Source organism: Streptomyces sp. PA03-3a (assembly GCF_033792735.1).
Taxonomy (GTDB): Bacteria; Actinomycetota; Actinomycetes; order Streptomycetales; family Streptomycetaceae; genus Actinacidiphila.
In genome coordinates, this window is record NZ_JARAVM010000029.1 from 109,847 (window position 1) to 125,973 (window position 16,127).

A 16,127-nucleotide genomic window follows, 5' to 3' on the forward strand; every position below is an offset into this window, starting at 1 on the left:
CGACCTCCCGGGCCACCGCCGCTTCCACACCGACGACCCGTTCGGCAACCGCCTGGAGTTCCTGGAACCCGTCGACGCGGCGTGACACACCGGCGGCGCCGGCCCCCCTTCTCGCGGGGGGCCGGCGCCGCCGGTCGGTGCCACGGTCCGGTCAGTGCTGTCCGGCACCCTTGCGGCGGCGCGTCACCAGCACGGCCCCCGCGCCCACCAGCAGCAGCGCGCCGAGGGTGATGCCGCCGACCTGCGCGCCGGTCTCGGCGAGGCCGCCGCTCTCCGAGCCGGAGGAGCCGCCGGAGCCGGAGGAGCCGCCGGAGCCGGCGGCGGCGGTGTCCGTGGCGGACGGGGCGGCGGTCGCGGAGGCCGAGCCGCCCGGCTGCTCACCGCCACCGGGGGTCGAGGCGGACGGCGAAGCGGAGCCGGAGGGGGACTGCGAGGCGGACGGGGAGCCGGGCGTCGGCGTCCCTGTGCCGCCGTTCCCGCCGCCGCTGTCCGTGCAGTCGACCCAGAAGACCTTGTGCTTGGCCCGGCCGTGCTCCCCGTCGAAGTTCCAGAAGAGCTTGTAGTGGCCGTCCGGGAGCGCGAGGTCCTCCGTGCGCTCGTGGCCGGAACCGTCGAGCGTCAGCGAGCCGGACTTCACCGTCTCGCCCTTGTCGCCGTCGGTCGGGGACCACCGTTCGATGTGCCACTCGGCCTTCTGGGCACCGTCGAAGCGGAAGCCGTCGAGGTAGAAGGTGCAGACGTGCGGCTCGTTCCTGTGGAGTTCCTCGCCGGTCTTCGCGTCGTGGATCTTCACATTGCCGTTGTCGCCGGGGGCGTTGTGCGCGAGGGCGGCGGGGGCGAACAGCACGGACGCTGCCAGGGCCACCGTCGCCGCGGACGCCGGGATGAGGGCGCGCATGGGCATACCACCTGAGGGTGTGAAAGACGGAATGCGGGGGGAGGTGGCCAGATTCCACCGGCGTTCACCCCGGAGTCAATAAACTCCGGTCCCATTGGTCCCACCACGTCACGACTGCCCCATAGATCCCGGGGTAACAATCGAGCCACGCACCTTCACAGGGTGAGGAAGGCGGCCCCCAGGAGTGCGGCGCCCGCCGCGGCGGCGGTCCAGGCGGTGCGCGGCCAGCGCAGACCGCCGGCCAGGACCAGGGCGGCGAGCAGGAGGGCGCCGCCCAGCGGGACCCAGGCGTGCAGCACGCCGGCGAGTCCGCCGCGCACCACGTCGTCGGTGCCGGGCTTCACCGCCACCGGTATCCGCTCACCGGCGCGGTGGGTGACCGCCTTGTCGATCGTCACCTTCCCGCGGACGGAGCCGAGGCCCTTGGGCACGAAGGGGCCGGTGCAGGTGTCGGCGCCACAGGCGGAGACCGTCATCGTGCCCTGCTCGCGGCCCTTGGTGAGCATGACGTGCTGGGCGGTCTTCCACGAGGTCCACACCCCGGCCGCCAGCATCAACAGGACCAGCGCGCTCAGCAGGACGATGCGGCCGACCAGCAGCAGCCCCCAGGCGCTCTCGGCGGTGCGGCGGGCGAGACTCCGTTTGACCATGCGGGCGATCCTTGGCCATTGCGTGGCACTCGGTCAACCTTTCGATGGTCAACCGTTGTAGGTGCCCTGCGCCCTCTCCAGCCCGTCGCAGATGAGCGTCTCGACCGCGTCGGCCGCGCGGTCCACGAACCACTCGAGTTCCTTGCGCTCGGCCGAGGAGAAGTCCTTGAGGACGAAGTCGGCGACCTGCATCCGCCCCGGTGGGCGGCCGATGCCGCAGCGCACCCGCAGATAGTCGGGGCCGAGGGACTTGGTGATCGACTTCAGGCCGTTGTGGCCGTTGTCACCGCCGCCCTTCTTCAGGCGCAGGGTGGCGTAGTCGATGTCCAGCTCGTCGTGCACCGCGACGAGGTTGCCGGGCGGAATCTTGTAGAAGTCGCGCAGCGCCGTCACCGGGCCGCCGGAGAGGTTCATGTACGTCATCGGCTTGGCCAGCACGACGCGGCGGCCGCCGACCCGTCCCTCGACGACCTGGGACCGGCTCTTGTGGGTCTTGAACCGCCCGCCGATCCTCTCGGCGAGCAGATCGGCGACCATGAAGCCGATGTTGTGCCGGTTGCCGGCGTACTCGGGTCCGGGGTTGCCCAGACCGGCCACCAGCCAGGGCCCCTCGGGGGCGCTTTCCGCTGCGCTCATGCTCATGACGTCCATTCAACAGGACCGCCGCCCCGCTCCTTGCGGAGCGGGGCGGCGGCCGGGAACCGCGGTGCTGCCGTGACTACTCGGCGGCCTCGGCGGCCTCGCCCTCGGCCTCACCCTCGCCCTCGGCGGGAGCCTCGACCTGGGCGGCGACGACCTGGAGCACGACGGCGTCCTCGTCGATGGCCAGGGTGGTGCCCTTCGGGAGCGGGATGTCCTTGGCGAGGACGGAGGCGCCGGCCTCCAGGCCCTCGACGGAGACGGTCACGCCGTCGGGGATGTGGGTCGCCTCGGCCTCGACCGGCAGGGTGTTGAGCACGTGCTCGAGCAGGTTGCCGCCGGGGGCGAGCTCGCCCTCGGTGCTGACCACGATCTCGACGGTGACCTTCTCGCCGCGCTTGACCGCGAGCAGGTCGACGTGCTCCAGGAAGCCCTTCAGCGGGTCGCGCTGCACGGCCTTGGGGATGACCAGCTCGGTGCTGTCACCCTCGATGTCCAGGCTGATCAGGACGTTGGGGGTACGCAGCGCGAGCAGCAGCTCGTGACCCGGCAGGGTGACGTGCTTGGGGTCCTGGCCGTGGCCGTAGATGACGCCGGGGACCAGGTTGGCGCGGCGGACGCGACGGGCGGCGCCCTTGCCGAACTCGCTGCGCAGCTGTGCGGAGATCTTGACCTCGGACACGGTGATCACACTCCTCGTGATGACGACGGGAAATTCATTCGGTCGCCCAGCCCACGACGGGCCGTTCCACTTACGAGGAGCGCGTCGATAACGGAGTCAGCCGCGCAAACGCGGACGGCCTCCCTCGCCGAGCAACTCGCAGAGTCTACCCGGCGGGGAGGCCGCCCCGGAAATCGATCAGTACGCGGTGCGCGTGATCAGTGCGCGTCCTCGAACAGGCTCGTCACGGAGCCGTCCTCGAAGACCTCGCGGACCGCGTTGGCGATCGTCGGCGCGATCGACAGCACCGTGATCTTGTCGAGGTCCAGCTCACCCGGCGTCGGCAGGGTGTCGGTGAAGACGAACTCGCTCACCTTGGAGTTCTTCAGCCGGTCCGCGGCCGGGCCGGACAGGACGCCGTGGGTGGCGGTCACGATGACGTCCTCGGCGCCGTTGGCGAACAGGGCGTCCGCCGCGGCGCAGATGGTGCCACCGGTGTCGATCATGTCGTCCACCAGGACGCAGATGCGGCCGCGCACGTCACCGACCACCTCGTGCACGGTGACCTGGTTGGCGACGTCAGGGTCGCGCCGCTTGTGGACGATGGCCAGCGGCGCGCCCAGGCGGTCGCACCAGCGGTCGGCCACGCGCACCCGGCCGGCGTCGGGGGAGACGACGGTCAGCTTCGAGCGGTCGACCTTGGCGCCCACGTAGTCCGCCAGGATCGGCAGCGCGAACAGGTGGTCCACCGGGCCGTCGAAGAAGCCCTGGATCTGGTCGGTGTGCAGGTCGACGGTGAGGATCCGGTCGGCGCCCGCGGTCTTCAGCAGGTCGGCGACCATGCGGGCCGAGATCGGCTCACGGCCGCGGTGCTTCTTGTCCTGGCGGGCGTAGCCGTAGAAGGGCACGACCACGGTGATGCGCTTGGCGGAGGCCCGCTTCAGCGCGTCGATCATGATCAACTGCTCCATGATCCACTTGTTGATGGGGGCGGTGTGGCTCTGGATCACGAAGGCGTCCGAGCCGCGCGCCGACTCCTCGAAACGGACGTAGATCTCACCGTTCGCGAAGTCGAAGGCCTTCGTCGGCACAAGGTTGACGCCCAGCTCACGTGCCACCTCCTCCGCGAGCTCGGGGTGTGCGCGGCCGGAGAAGAGCATCAGCTTCTTCTCACCGGTCGTCTTGATCCCGGTCACTGCACCGTCTCCTTGGTGTTCAACGCAGCTTCGCCTTCGGTCAGGGGAGCTGGCGAAATTCTGTGCACCTCACACGGTACGCGCTGGCCGGAGCAACCGCGCACGTGGGGAAGGCCACTGCCTTCGCCGCTCCGTCGCCGGTCAGGCCTCCGGGGCTGCCTGGTGGGCCTGTTCGGCGGCGTGGGCGGCGGCGCTGCCGGGCCGCTTCCTGGCCACCCAGCCTTCGATGTTGCGCTGCTGGCCGCGTGCGACGGCGAGCGAACCGGCCGGTACGTCCTTGGTGATCACGGAGCCCGCCGCGGTGTAGGCGCCGTCCCCGACTGTGACGGGCGCCACGAACATGTTGTCGGAGCCGGTGCGGCAGTGCGAGCCGATCGTCGTGTGGTGCTTGGCCTGCCCGTCGTAGTTGACGAAGACGCTGGCGGCGCCGATGTTGGTGTACTCGCCGATCGTCGCGTCACCGACGTAGGACAGGTGCGGGACCTTGGTGCCCTCGCCGACGGTGGCGTTCTTCATCTCGACGTAGGTGCCGGCCTTGGACTTCGGGCCGAGCCTGGTGCCCGGGCGCAGGTAGGCGTACGGGCCGACCGTGGCGGCCTCGCCGATCTCCGCCTCGACGGCCACGGTGTTGCTCACCGTGGCGCCGGGACCGACGAGGGTGTCGGTCAGCGTGCAGTTGGGGCCGACCTCGGCGCCCGAGGCGATCCGGGTCGCGCCGTACAGCTGGGTGTTCGGCAGCACGAGGGTGTCGGGCTCGAACTCCACCGTGACGTCCACCCAGGTCGACGCCGGGTCCATGATCGTCGCACCCTCCAGCATCGCCCGGCGCAGCAGGCGGTCGTTGAGGATGCGGCGGGCCTCGGCGAGCTGCACGCGGTTGTTGATGCCGGCGATCTCGCGGTGGTCCTCGGCGACCGAGGCGCCGACGCGATGGCCGGCCTCGCGCAGTATGCCGAGGGTGTCGGTGAGGTACTCCTCGCCCTGGGCGTTGTCGGTGGTCACCTTGGCCAGCGCCTCCGCGAGCAGCCGCGCGTCGAACGCGAACACCCCGGAGTTGATCTCGCGCAGGGCCCGCTGCTCGTCGGTGGCGTCCTTCTGCTCGACGATCGCCAGCACCGAGCCGTCGGCGCCGCGGACGATGCGGCCGTAGCCGGTCGGGTCGGGCACCTCGGCGGTCAGCACGGTGACGGCGTTGCCGTCGGCCGTGTGGGCCTCGACCAGCGCGCGCAGGGTGTCCGGGGTGAGCAGGGGGGTGTCGCCCGCGGTGATCACCACCGTGCCGGTCAGCTCCGGGAGTTCCGCCAGGCCGGCCCGGACCGCGTGGCCGGTGCCGTTCTGTTCGTACTGCACGGCGGTGCGGACCGCGGCGTCGGCCCCGGCCAGGTGGGCCGTCACCTGCTCGCGGGCGTGGCCGACGACGACCAGCAGGTGCTCGGGCTCGAGGGCGCGGGCCGCGGCCACGACGTGTCCGACCAGGGACCGGCCACTGATCGCGTGCAGGACTTTGGGGGTTGCCGACTTCATGCGGGTGCCCTCACCCGCGGCGAGAACGATGACGGCGGCCGGGCGGTGGGCGCTCACGGAACGGGCTCCTCGGCGTCGGGTGAAGGTCACCCGAAGGATACCGGGGCGTTTCGGGCGGTGAACGCGGAAGGGTCGCGACGGTTGCCGCGACCCCTCGGTCCGTGCTCCGCTGCCAGGATTCGAACCCGGACTTAAGGGACCAAAACCCTCAGTGCTGCCGTTACACCACAGCGGATGGAAACTCCTCCCGAACAGGACAACCCGTCAGGGTGCCCGTTCGGCCCCCACCACTATGCCGCACCGACCGCCTCCAATGCGACGAGAAAGATCGGCACTTCCCCTCCCCAAACATGGGTACATGTGCCAAGAGCCGCATTCCCGCCGACACGCGCGCTCTGTTCGGCCTTCACTCGGCGCTGCCATACTTACGAAGCCGTAAGTTACGGTGGCGTAGCCCCCGACTTTCATTGAGGGACCACCATGACCACACAGACCGACGTGATCACCGAGGCCCCGGAACCCGGGGCCGGCGACGGGGCCCCGCTTCCCCGCGCCACTCTCGGTGCTGACAAGAAGCAGTCACTCGAGCAGATCACCCTCGGACTCTTCATCGGCATCCCCTTCCTCGCCCTCGTCGCGGCGATCCCGCTCGCGTGGGGATGGGGCCTGAGCTGGCTCGACCTCGGCCTGATGGTGGGGATGTACTACCTCGGCTGCCACGGCATCACCATCGGCTTCCACCGCCACTTCACCCACGGCTCGTTCAAGGCCAACCGCCCGTTGAAGATCGCCCTGGCCATCGCCGGCTCGATGGCCGTCGAGGGGCCGATCGTGCGCTGGGTCGCCGACCACCGCAAGCACCACAGGTTCTCCGACGCCGACGGCGACCCACACAGCCCCTGGCGGTACGGCGAGACCGTCCCCGCCCTGCTCAAGGGCCTGTGGTGGGCCCACATGGGGTGGATGTTCGACGAGGAGCAGACCCCCCAGCAGAAGTACGCCCCCGACCTGATCAAGGACCCCGCGATCCGCCGGATCAGCCGGGACTTCTGGCTGTGGACGACCATCTCCCTGCTGCTCCCGCCGCTGATCGGCGGCCTGGCGACGATGTCCTGGACCGGCGCCGCGACCGCCTTCTTCTGGGGCTCCCTGGTCCGTGTGGCCCTGCTGCACCACGTCACCTGGTCGATCAACTCGATCTGCCACGCGGTCGGCAAGCGCCCCTTCCGCTCCCGCGACAAGTCCGGCAACGTCTGGTGGCTGGCCGTGCTGTCCTGCGGCGAGTCCTGGCACAACCTGCACCACGCCGACCCCACGTCCGCCCGGCACGGAGTGCTCCGCGGCCAGATCGACTCCAGCGCCCGCATCATCCGCTGGTTCGAACTCCTCGGCTGGGCCAGTGACGTACGGTGGCCGACCGCTGACCGGATCGCGGCCCGCCGCAAGGAGAGCGTCGGCGAAGCGGCATGATTGACGGGTGAGCGACGGCAGAAGCAGCAGCAGGGGCAGCGAGGGTGCGCCGTCGCGGCGTACCCGGCGGGTCCGCATGACGGGCAAGGAGCGCCGCGAGCAACTCCTCGACGTGGGGCGCACGCTCTTCGCCGAACGCGGTTTCGAGGGCACCTCCGTCGAGGAGATCGCGCACAAGGCGGGTGTGTCCAAGCCCGTGGTGTACGAGCACTTCGGCGGCAAGGAAGGCCTCTACGCCGTCGTCGTGGACCGCGAGATGCGGTGCCTGCTGGACATGGTCACCGGTGCCCTCACCGGCGGCCATCCGCGCGAACTGCTGGAACAGGCCGCCTTCGCGCTGCTGGACTACATCGAGCAGTACACCGACGGCTTCCGGATCCTCGTACGGGACTCGCCGGTCGCCCAGTCGACCGGCACCTTCGCCTCGCTGATCAGCGACATCGCCACCCAGGTGGAGGACATCCTGGGCATGGAGTTCAAGCAGCGCGGCTTCGACGCCAAGCTCGCCCCGCTCTACGCGCAGGCGCTGGTCGGCATGGTGGCGCTCACCGGGCAGTGGTGGCTCGACGCCCAGAAGCCCAAGAAGGCGGAGGTCGCCGCCCACCTGGTGAACCTCTCCTGGAACGGGCTCTCCGGCCTCGAACCCAGGCCCCGGCTGATCGGCCACCGCAAGAACTGACCCCGCCCCCCGCCCCCCGCTCCCTGCGCACACGCGAGGGCGGTGCCTCCCCGCGGGGAGGCACCGCCCTCGCGTGTGCGCGGCAGGTCTCAGCCGGTGTTGCGCAGGCCCGCCGCCACGCCGTTGACCGTCAGCAGCAGCGCGCGGGCGAGCAGCGGGTCGGGCTCCTCGCCGCGGGCGGCGGCCTCGCGCTGCCGGTGCAGCAGTGCCACCTGCAGGTACGAGATCGGGTCCAGGTAGGCGTCCCGGATCCGGAAGGTCTGCTGCAGCACCGGCTGCGCGTCCAGCAGCTCCGCCTCACCGGTGATCCGCAGCACCTCGGCGACCGTCAGCTCGTGCTCGGCCTTGATGACGTCGAACACGTGCTTGAGCTCGTCGGGCACCAGGGTGCCGACGTAGTGCCCGGCGATCCGCAGGTCCGTCTTGGCCAGCGTCATCTCGACGTTGGACAGGAAGTTCCGGAAGAAGTGCCACTGCTCGTACGCCTCGGCGATGTCGGCCTCCCGGCCCGCCTCGCGGGCGGCCTTCAGGCCCGAGCCGACGCCGAACCAGCCCGGCACGATCTGCCGCGACTGCGTCCAGCCGAACACCCACGGGATGGCCCGCAGCCCGTCCAGGCCCGCCCCGCTGTCCGGGCGGCGCGAGGGGCGCGAGCCCAGGTGCAGCTCGGCCAGCTGGTCGACCGGGGTGGAGGCGAAGAAGTACGCCGGCAGGTCCGGGTCCTCCACCAGCCGCCGGTACGCGCCGTGCGCGGCGTCGGAGACCACGTCCATCGCCGCGTCCCAGCGCGACAGCGCCTCCTCGGACTGGCGGGGCGCGGTGTGCAGCGCCGAGGCCTGCAGCGTGGCCGCGACCGTCAGTTCCAGGTTCTCCCTCGCCAGGGACGGGATCAGGTACTTGTCGGAGATGACCTCGCCCTGCTCGGTCACCTTGATCTCGCCCTCCAGCGTGCCCCAGGGCTGCGCCAGGATCGCGTCGTGCGTCGGGCCGCCGCCCCGGCCGACGGTGCCGCCGCGGCCGTGGAAGAGCCGCAGCCGCACGCCGTGCCGGTGCGCGACGTCGCGCAGCCGCCGCTGCGCCCGGTGGATCTCCCACTGCGAGGTGGTGATGCCGCCGAACTTGGACGAGTCGCTGTAGCCGAGCATGACCTCCTGCACGTCGCCGCGGAGCGAGACGAGCTTGCGGTAGGAGGGGTCGGAGAGCATCTCGTCGAGCAGCTTGTCGGCCACCTTCAGCTCGTCGGTGGTCTCCAGCAGCGGCACGATGCCGATCTTGGCGACCCCCGCGTGGAGGTCGACCAGCCCGGCCTCACGGGCCAGCACCGCCGCCGCGAAGACGTCGTCGGAGCCCAGGCACATCGAGATGATGTACGACTCGACGACCTCCGGCCCGAACCGCTCGAAGGCCTCCCGCACCGTGTGGAAGACGCCCAGCGTCTTCGCCCCCGCCGCGTCCAGCGGCGCCGGGGACGGCGCCAGCGGACGCCGCGAGCGCAGCTCCTTGGCGAGCAGCCTGCGCCGGTAGTCCCGCGGCATGTCCGCGTACCGCCAGGACTCCTCGCCCAGCCGGTCGAAGAGCTGGCCGAGGGCGTGGTGGTGGGCGTCGGCGTGCTCCCGCACGTCCATCGTGGCCAGTTGCAGGCCGAAGGCGGCGAGCGTGCGGATGGTGCGGTCCAGCCGGCCGTCGGCGATCAGCTCGCCGCGGTTGGCGCGCAGCGAGTCCTGCAGCAGACGCAGATCGGCCAGGAGGCCGCCGGTGCCCAGGTAGTCCCGGCCCGGCACGTGCGGCGTGCCGCCGGCCAGCCGGTCCCGGGTGTTGAGCAGCTTCTGCCGGATGCAGGTGGCCTTGAGGCGGTAGGGCTCCTCCGCGTTCAGCCGCTTGTAGCGGGGGCTGATCTCCGGCAGCCGCTGCAGGTCCTGCTCCAGGTCGGCCAGCAGCTCGGGCGAAGCGCCGGAGTTGCGGATCGAGTTGGACAGCGCCGCGCGCAGGTCGTCGACCAGCTCCAGGGCGTCGGTGATGCCGTGCTCGTGCTGCAGGATCAGCACGTCCCAGGTGACCTGCGGGGTCACATTGGGGTTGCCGTCCCGGTCGCCGCCGATCCATGTGCCGAAGGTCAGCGGACGGGTCTCCGCGGGCAGGGGCACACCGACCCGCTCCAGCTCGACCGCCAGGTCCTCCAGTACGTCGCCGACCGCGCCGGCGTGCAGTTCGTCGAGGTAGTAGATGGCGTTGCGCGCCTCGTCGGCGGGCTCGGGACGTACGACCCGCAGTTCGTCGGTCTGCCAGAGCAGGTCGATGTTCTCGGCCAGCCGCAGGTCGTCGCGGCGGCGGTCCCCGCCCGCCGCACCGGACTCGTCCAGCAGGGCGGCGATCACCCGCAGCTTGTTCAGCACGCTGCGCCGGGCCGCCTCGGTCGGGTGGGCGGTGAAGACCGGACGCACGTTGAGGTTGCGCACCGTCTGGCGCAGGTGCTCGGGGTCGGCGTCCTTGAGCAGGTCGGCCGTACGGGCCAGCAGCCCGCCGTCGGCCGCCCGGCGGGACCGCAGCTCACGGCCTCGGTGCACCTGCTCGGTGACGTTCGCGAGATGGAAGTAGGTGGAGAACGCCCGTACCAGCTTGGCCGCGGTCTCCAGATCGGTCTCGCCGAGCAGGGCGGCGGCGGCCTCGCCGTCGCTGCGGGTCAGCGCCCGCACCCTCTCGACCAGATCGAGGAGCTCCGGGCCCTCCTGCCGTACGAGCGTCCCGCCGAGGATGTCTCCCAGGCGGCGGATGTCCGCGCGGAGGGGGGCGCTGCCGGTGGTGTTGTCGGCGCTGCTCACAGGTGCGGCTCCTCGTGCAGTGGAATGGTCGGCGGCATTGTCCGGACCGCGCTGTCCGACGGCACAAGGATAGATCCGGGCCGCTCCCCGGACCGGGGCTGACCGCCAGGCGGACACCGTCGCGTCTAGGCTGGGCCGTATGAGTACGACGGGGGAGTACGTACCGGACGGGGCCGGCGGACGAAGCCGGGGGGCCGCCGGGCCGTGGTGGTGGCCCAGGCGGCGCAGCATGGTGCTCGACGTCTCCCTGGCCTTCGTCTCGGCCGTGGAATGCCTCCTGGAAGGCGCGGCCTTCGCGGAGAAGACCGGGATATCCCCTGTCGTCACCGGTCTGTTCGGTCTCCTGGTCGGCTCGGTCCTGGTGCTCCGCAGGCGTTGGCCGGTCCTGGTCGTCCTGGTCTCCATCGCCGTCACGCCCGCCCAGATGGGCATCCTGCTCAGCATCGTCGGCCTCTACACCTTGGCCGCCTCCGACGTGCCGCGGCGGATCATCGCCGTGCTGTCGGGGATGACGATGCTCGGCATGCTGATCGTCACCTTCCTGGAGATGCACGGTGACCTCGGCGCGGCGGCCTACCACGCGCCGCTGGCCGTGGTCGCCCTCACCTCCGTGCTCGCGGCGGTCGGCGTCACCGCGCCGCCGGTGCTGCTCGGCCTGTACGTCGGCGCCCGGCGCCGGCTGGTGGAGAGCCTGCGCGAACGGGCGGACGGCCTGGAGCGGGAACTGTCGCTGCTCGCCGAGACGGCCACGAGCTCCGCGGAGCGCGCCCGCATGGAGGAGCGCACCCGCATCGCGCGCGAGATGCACGACGTCGTCGCGCACCGGGTGAGTCTCATGGTCGTGCACGCGGCCGCCCTCCAGGCGATCGCAGTCAAGGACCCCGAGAAGGCCTCGGCCAGCGCGCAGCTCCTCGGGGACATGGGGCGCCAGGCGCTCGACGAACTGCGCGAGATGCTGGGCGTCCTGCGGGCGGAGCCCGCGACGGCGGCGCGGGCGGCGTCGCCCGCGGCGTCCGTGTCGGCGGCGTCGGTGGTTCGTGTGGCGGCCGCTGCGGAAACGATTGCGCCCGCGGGGCCGGCTGCGGCAGCCGAGGCGGAGGAGGACGAGCAGGGGCCGTGCCTGGCCGAGCTCCGGGGGCTGCTCGACGAGTCGCGGGCGGCCGGGATGGACGTCGAGCTCACGGTCGAGGGGGAGGAGCGTCCGCTGGCGGCGCGGGTCGAGGCCACGGTCTACCGCGTCGTGCAGGAGGCGCTCACCAACGTGCACAAGCACGCGCCCGGTGCGCGGGCCCGCATCCGTCTCGCCTACCGCGAGGCGGAGGTCGCGGTCCTGGTGCAGAACGGGCCCTCCGACGGTGCGCCCGCGCTGGTGCTGCCCAGCGGGGGCAACGGGCTGGTCGGCATGAAGGAGCGCGTCACCGCGCTGGGCGGGGGGTTCGCCGCCGGCACGACGCACGAGGGCGGGTTCCGCGTCTCCGCGATGCTTCCCGCGTAGCGGTACGACCCGGGGTCGTCTGTGCGGGCCGGTTGCTCGTGTGCGGGTTGGTTGCGCCTGCGGCGGGCTGTTTCCCCGCCCGCCCTCCCTCCCCCAGCCTTCGGCCGGGGGGACCCCCATCCGGCGCGGTCAGTGGACGCCCGCCGCAGGCGCAAACCAACCCGCACACAACCTCCGGGCCGCAAGGGGCACCCCCCGAGCACGGTGCGGGGCGCGCGCGATCAGGTCGTGAGGCGGTGCGGGCGCGCTCCCGTCGTGAGGGCGCCGAGGGCCGCGTCGATGGTCGGGCCCAGGTAGTAGTCGCCGGTGTGGTCGACGCAGTAGACGCGGCCCTCCGCGTCGATCGCGAGCTGCCCGTGGCCCGCGGACTCCTCCCCGAGCGGGGCGACCTCCGTGTCGAGCGCACGGCCCAGGTCGCCGAGCGTGCGCGCGAGGTGCAGCCCGTGGAGCGGGTCCACGTGGACCGCGCTGGGGGCGACGTGGCGGCCGGGGGCGGAGACAGCCGGCACGGTGAGGCCGCCGAACTCGGCCCAGGCCTCTACGGCGGCGGGGAAGACGCTGTGGCGGTGGCCGCCGGGGGAGACGTAGGCGCGGAGCGTGTCCGCCCAGACCTCGGCCTGCAGGCTGTCCCAGCGGCCGGGCTGCCAGCCGACGGAGCGCAGGGCCGCGTCGACGCCGACGGGGAAGCGGGTCGAGTTCATTCGGCGCCGGCTCCCGGGTCGAAGGCACGGACACCGAAGTGCGCGAGCAGCGCCTGGCAGGAGCGGCAGGGCGGGGCGTAGGTGCCGTGGGCGGGGTCGCCGTCCTCGCGTATGTGGCGGGCGGTGAGCTTGGCGCCCTTGAGGGCCTTGCGGGCCTCGCCCGCCGTGAGCGGCTTGCGCGCGGCGCGCTTGCTGCGGGCGCCGTCGACGGTGGTCAGGTGGCGGGACAGCAGCACGGGCTCGGGACATCGCCCCGTGAAGCGCTCGCGCTGGGCGACGGGGAGGGTGTCGAGGACGTCCTGCACGAGCGCGTGGAGCGGGGGCGGCTGGTCGGCCTTGACGCCGGTGCAGGTCAGGACCTCGTCCCTGACGGACAGCGCGGCGGCGACCGCCGGCAGGATCCCGTCGCGCCGGTGGCGCAGCACCGGTGGAGCGGGTGCTTCGTCGGCTCCCCAGTTGAGCCGCGGGTCCGCGGCGTCTCTCGTCAGCATCTTCGTACGGCCCTCCGATCCGTCCTCACGAGGAGGACGTCCCCCTATGTGCGTAAGACTGCCAAACGGACAAGGCGTTACGGAAGTCGGTTGTGAGGTGAGAGGTTTACTTTGTGCCGGATGTCACGGCACTGTGGGGAGATGCGTATCGCAGTCCGATGTGCTGCCGCAGTGCTGCTCCTTGCGTTGGCCAGTGGTTGTACGGATAGTAGCGCCGGCTTGGACGGAAAGAGCGACAGGCGCGCCGGGAACGACCGGGATTCGGCCGGTGCCTCCACGGCGGAGGCCCAACAGGCCCTCACCAGGGCCCGGTTGAGGGCGGCGCTGATCACCTCCGCCGACGTGCCCGGCTACGTGGTCGCAGGCGGCGCGGGGGCCCCCGGCGCGCCGGGTCCGGAGGCTTCGCTCACCGCGGAGCGGCCCGCGTGCCGCCCGCTGTCCGACCCCGTGAGCAGCCGCCCCGCCCGGCCGCGCGGCGCCCTGGTGACGGCCGCCGTCACCACGCGGGGGGCGCTCGGCGGCGACGGGGAGCTGAACCTGCTGCTGCTCTCCGCGCACCGGAACGGCGAGGCGGCCGAGGTCGTCGGCGGGATCACCGCCGCGCTGGAGGAGTGCCGCTCCTTCGGAGCCACCGACGGCGAGGGAGGCACCCGGCACTTCGCCGTCCGCCCCGCGCAGGCGCCCGCGGCCGGTGACGAGGCGGCCGCCTATGTGATGACCGACACCGGTGACACCGCGCGGGGCACCGCCACCGTCACCGTCGTGCGCACCGGGAGCAGCACGGCCACCTATGTGACCGTCAAGCCGCCCGGAGACCCCGGGGGACCGCCCCTCGCCGTCGTGCGCGCCCAGCACGCGAAGCTCGCCGAGGCCGCCGTACACCAGTGACCTGAACCAGCGGAAGCGCCTATTGCCACACCCCATAGGCTGTGCCCAACACCGGATCCAGCATGGGGGCAACGGCAATGACGACAGGTCGGCCCGGGCATCGGGCCGCGCCACCGAACGCGGCCTACGCCGGTCAGATCGTGCACTTCCCGGACCCGGTGCGGCGCACCCGTCACCCGCAGGGCGTACGCGTGGACGAGCGCGGCTTCCCCGACTTCTCACCGTACGCCCGCGCGGCGGCCGAGATCGCGGAGCCGCCGGACGGCTTCGGCATCGACGAACTCCGGCTGACCGACTACGTGTCGGCCAACGCCGCGCTGCACGCCGCCGGTCACGAGCTGTGGGGCAGCCTGCCCCCCGTCGCCACGCCGCACGGATGGACCTGGCACCACGTCGCCGGAAGCCGCCGTCTGGAACTGGTCCCCGCCGAGGTCAAGTCGTTGCTGCGGCACCACGGCGGCCTGGCCACCACCGCCTCCGCCGACCACGACAAGCGCGGCACCCGGCCGCTCCAGGAGACCCGGCCGGTCCACTTCGGCCTGCGCAAGGACGGGGTCGCGGTCACCGAGCGGCAGGTCCGGGACGTCGAGGAGGAGCTCGGCTACCGGCTGCCCGGCGCGTACCGCACCTTCCTCAAGGCGGCGGGCGGCAGCGCGCCGCACGGTGTCGCCCTGCTGCCCATGCTGGGACTCCTGATCGACCAGCCCTTCTTCACCGTGCGGGACGAGGCGGCCCCCAACGACCTCGTCTACGTCAACAAGTGCCTGCGGGACCACCTCACCAAGGACTACCTGGCGATCTCCTACGTCCAGGGCGGTGTGCTCGCCGTGAAGTCGCGCGGTGCCGACCTGGGTTCGATGTGGCTGTGCCCTTACGACGACGTGCGGGACACCGACGGCGCCTTCGGCTCCACCGAGGAGCGGGCCGCCGGGCTGCTGCTGCCCTGCGGCGAGGACTTCGACGCCTTCCTCGCCGCGCTCGCCGGCGACCCGCCGGAGTTGGAGACGGTGGCGAACCTGATGGTCGACGGCGGCTTCGCCCGCGCCGTCCCGGTGGAGGGGTGAGGCAGGACATGGTCACGTTCGCGCAGGCGCAGGAGCGCGCCGAGCGGTGGATCAACGCCGACGTCCCCGCCTACCTCGCACGCGAGGTGCGGGTGCGGGAGTTCGACCGGGGCTTCGTGGTCTGGTCCGAGCCGAGGGACGGCGGGCCGACCTCGGACGACGGGGAGACCCGCATCGTCATCGCCCGGGACAGCGGTGAGGCCACGCTCTGGCCCGCGCTGCCGGTGGGCGAGATCGTCCGCCGCTGGGAGGAGACCTACGGCGCCGCGGCCGAGGCGGTCGCGGACGCCGTGCCGGAGCAGCCCCGGCGGATCGACCTGGAGGCGACGTCCTTCCTGCTGAGCCCGCCGCAGTGGCTCCAGGACGCTGCCGACCGGCTCGGCATCCCCGACCGCCGCGACGCGTCCGAAGGCGCCCCCGGCGACACCGTCCCGGCCCCGCCGCCCGCCCCGGCTCCCGTCACCACGCCCGGGCCGTCGACGCCCACCCAGCCGTACGTCCCGACACCGACCCCGCCGATGCCGACGCCGTACGGCGGCGCGCCGACCCCGCCCCCCGCCGCGTGGCGGGACGCCAACGACAGCCATGGCGCGGGGGCCTCGGTGCCGCCGCCGGCGACCGTGTACGCGCCGCCGATCAGCGACTCGGACGACGCCCACACCCCGCTGCCGGTGACGAGCGCCGACGCCAGCACCGAGCGGCTGCCCGGGGTGCACGAGACGGGGACGCCGCTACCGCAGCCCCGGGCGCAGGGCGGCTACGGCCACCCCGGCGCCGGTGCGGGCGCCCCGCCCCCGCCTCCGCCGGCTCCGGGGCCCGGCGCCTACGGCTACCCGGGCGGCTCGGCCACGCCCCCGCCGCCCGGACCGCCGCCCTCGCCGTTCGGGGGCCCGGCCGTACCCCCGCCGCCCCCGCCCGCACACCGCGTCCCTGCTCCCCCAGCCCACCCACC

Annotated in this window: 15 protein-coding genes, 1 tRNA gene and 1 pseudogene; 7 read left to right on the forward strand and 10 right to left on the reverse strand. The window is 72.5% G+C overall.

Translation table 11 applies throughout. The features are described 5' to 3' along the window. Positions 1 to 85, forward strand: a pseudogene (locus PV342_RS30230) (glyoxalase); the annotation flags it as partial. A 66-nt stretch (positions 86 to 151) separates the two neighbouring features. Here PV342_RS30230 and PV342_RS30235 read toward each other — a convergent pair. From PV342_RS30235 to PV342_RS30265, 7 genes are all read right to left on the reverse strand, one after another. Further along, a complete protein-coding gene (locus PV342_RS30235) occupies positions 152 to 898 on the reverse strand; it encodes an LPXTG cell wall anchor domain-containing protein (RefSeq protein ID WP_500319447.1) in 747 nt (248 codons plus the stop codon). A gap of 155 nt (positions 899 to 1,053) precedes the next feature. After that, positions 1,054 to 1,548 carry a hypothetical protein gene (locus tag PV342_RS30240; RefSeq protein ID WP_354797211.1) on the reverse strand — a complete coding sequence of 165 codons (495 nt, stop codon included), beginning with the start codon at positions 1,546 to 1,548 and terminating at the stop codon, positions 1,054 to 1,056. Positions 1,549 to 1,596: 48 nt separating this feature from the next. Further along, positions 1,597 to 2,199 (reverse strand): aminoacyl-tRNA hydrolase, encoded by a 603-nt coding sequence (gene pth / locus PV342_RS30245; protein ID WP_018559813.1) that lies wholly within the window; start codon positions 2,197 to 2,199, stop codon positions 1,597 to 1,599. Positions 2,200 to 2,266: 67 nt separating this feature from the next. Continuing rightward, the gene (locus PV342_RS30250; protein WP_400802681.1) at positions 2,267 to 2,869 is read right to left on the reverse strand and encodes a 50S ribosomal protein L25/general stress protein Ctc; all 603 of its coding nucleotides are present in this window, start codon (positions 2,867 to 2,869) and stop codon (positions 2,267 to 2,269) included. Positions 2,870 to 3,066: 197 nt separating this feature from the next. Beyond that, a complete protein-coding gene (locus PV342_RS30255; RefSeq protein ID WP_361009827.1) occupies positions 3,067 to 4,044 on the reverse strand; it encodes a ribose-phosphate diphosphokinase in 978 nt (325 codons plus the stop codon). 141 nt (positions 4,045 to 4,185) lie between these two features. Next, positions 4,186 to 5,625 (reverse strand): bifunctional UDP-N-acetylglucosamine diphosphorylase/glucosamine-1-phosphate N-acetyltransferase GlmU, encoded by a 1,440-nt coding sequence (glmU, locus tag PV342_RS30260; protein WP_361009824.1) that lies wholly within the window; start codon positions 5,623 to 5,625, stop codon positions 4,186 to 4,188. A 107-nt stretch (positions 5,626 to 5,732) separates the two neighbouring features. After that, a tRNA-Gln gene (locus PV342_RS30265) sits at positions 5,733 to 5,803 on the reverse strand. A gap of 245 nt (positions 5,804 to 6,048) precedes the next feature. Between PV342_RS30265 and PV342_RS30270 the strand changes: the two genes are divergently transcribed. Together PV342_RS30270 and PV342_RS30275 are read left to right on the forward strand one after the other, a co-directional pair. Further along, positions 6,049 to 7,038: an acyl-CoA desaturase gene (locus PV342_RS30270; RefSeq protein ID WP_329187431.1), complete on the forward strand. Its 990-nt coding sequence runs from the start codon at positions 6,049 to 6,051 to the stop codon at positions 7,036 to 7,038. A 76-nt stretch (positions 7,039 to 7,114) separates the two neighbouring features. Continuing rightward, positions 7,115 to 7,717 (forward strand): TetR/AcrR family transcriptional regulator, encoded by a 603-nt coding sequence (locus PV342_RS30275; protein WP_018559808.1) that lies wholly within the window; start codon positions 7,115 to 7,117, stop codon positions 7,715 to 7,717. A gap of 89 nt (positions 7,718 to 7,806) precedes the next feature. Here PV342_RS30275 and ppc read toward each other — a convergent pair whose 3' ends face one another. Further along, positions 7,807 to 10,536, reverse strand: coding sequence for a phosphoenolpyruvate carboxylase (gene ppc, locus PV342_RS30280; protein WP_500319451.1), 2,730 nt, complete (start codon positions 10,534 to 10,536; stop codon positions 7,807 to 7,809). A gap of 139 nt (positions 10,537 to 10,675) precedes the next feature. Between ppc and PV342_RS30285 the strand changes: the two genes are divergently transcribed. Continuing rightward, positions 10,676 to 12,031, forward strand: coding sequence for a sensor histidine kinase (locus PV342_RS30285; protein WP_433420730.1), 1,356 nt, complete (start codon positions 10,676 to 10,678; stop codon positions 12,029 to 12,031). Positions 12,032 to 12,252: 221 nt separating this feature from the next. On the opposite strand, the gene PV342_RS30290 is transcribed toward PV342_RS30285, so the two are convergent. After that, positions 12,253 to 12,732, reverse strand: coding sequence for an SUKH-3 domain-containing protein (locus tag PV342_RS30290; protein WP_500319452.1), 480 nt, complete (start codon positions 12,730 to 12,732; stop codon positions 12,253 to 12,255). After that, positions 12,729 to 13,223, reverse strand: a complete 495-nt coding sequence (locus PV342_RS30295) for a YwqJ-related putative deaminase (RefSeq protein ID WP_026251121.1) — start codon at positions 13,221 to 13,223, stop codon at positions 12,729 to 12,731. The genes PV342_RS30290 and PV342_RS30295 overlap by 4 nt, the downstream gene beginning before the upstream one ends. A 219-nt stretch (positions 13,224 to 13,442) precedes the next feature. Here PV342_RS30295 and PV342_RS30300 point away from each other — a divergent pair, with 219 nt between their 5' ends. From PV342_RS30300 to PV342_RS30310, 3 genes are all read left to right on the forward strand, one after another. After that, a complete protein-coding gene (locus tag PV342_RS30300; protein WP_500319453.1) occupies positions 13,443 to 14,111 on the forward strand; it encodes a hypothetical protein in 669 nt (222 codons plus the stop codon). A gap of 77 nt (positions 14,112 to 14,188) precedes the next feature. Next, entirely contained in the window at positions 14,189 to 15,175 is a 987-nt protein-coding gene (locus tag PV342_RS30305; RefSeq protein ID WP_500319454.1) for an SMI1/KNR4 family protein, read from the forward strand. Positions 15,176 to 15,183: 8 nt separating this feature from the next. After that, on the forward strand, positions 15,184 to 16,127 hold a 944-nt coding region (locus tag PV342_RS30310), incomplete at its 3' end, for an SUKH-4 family immunity protein (RefSeq protein WP_500319455.1).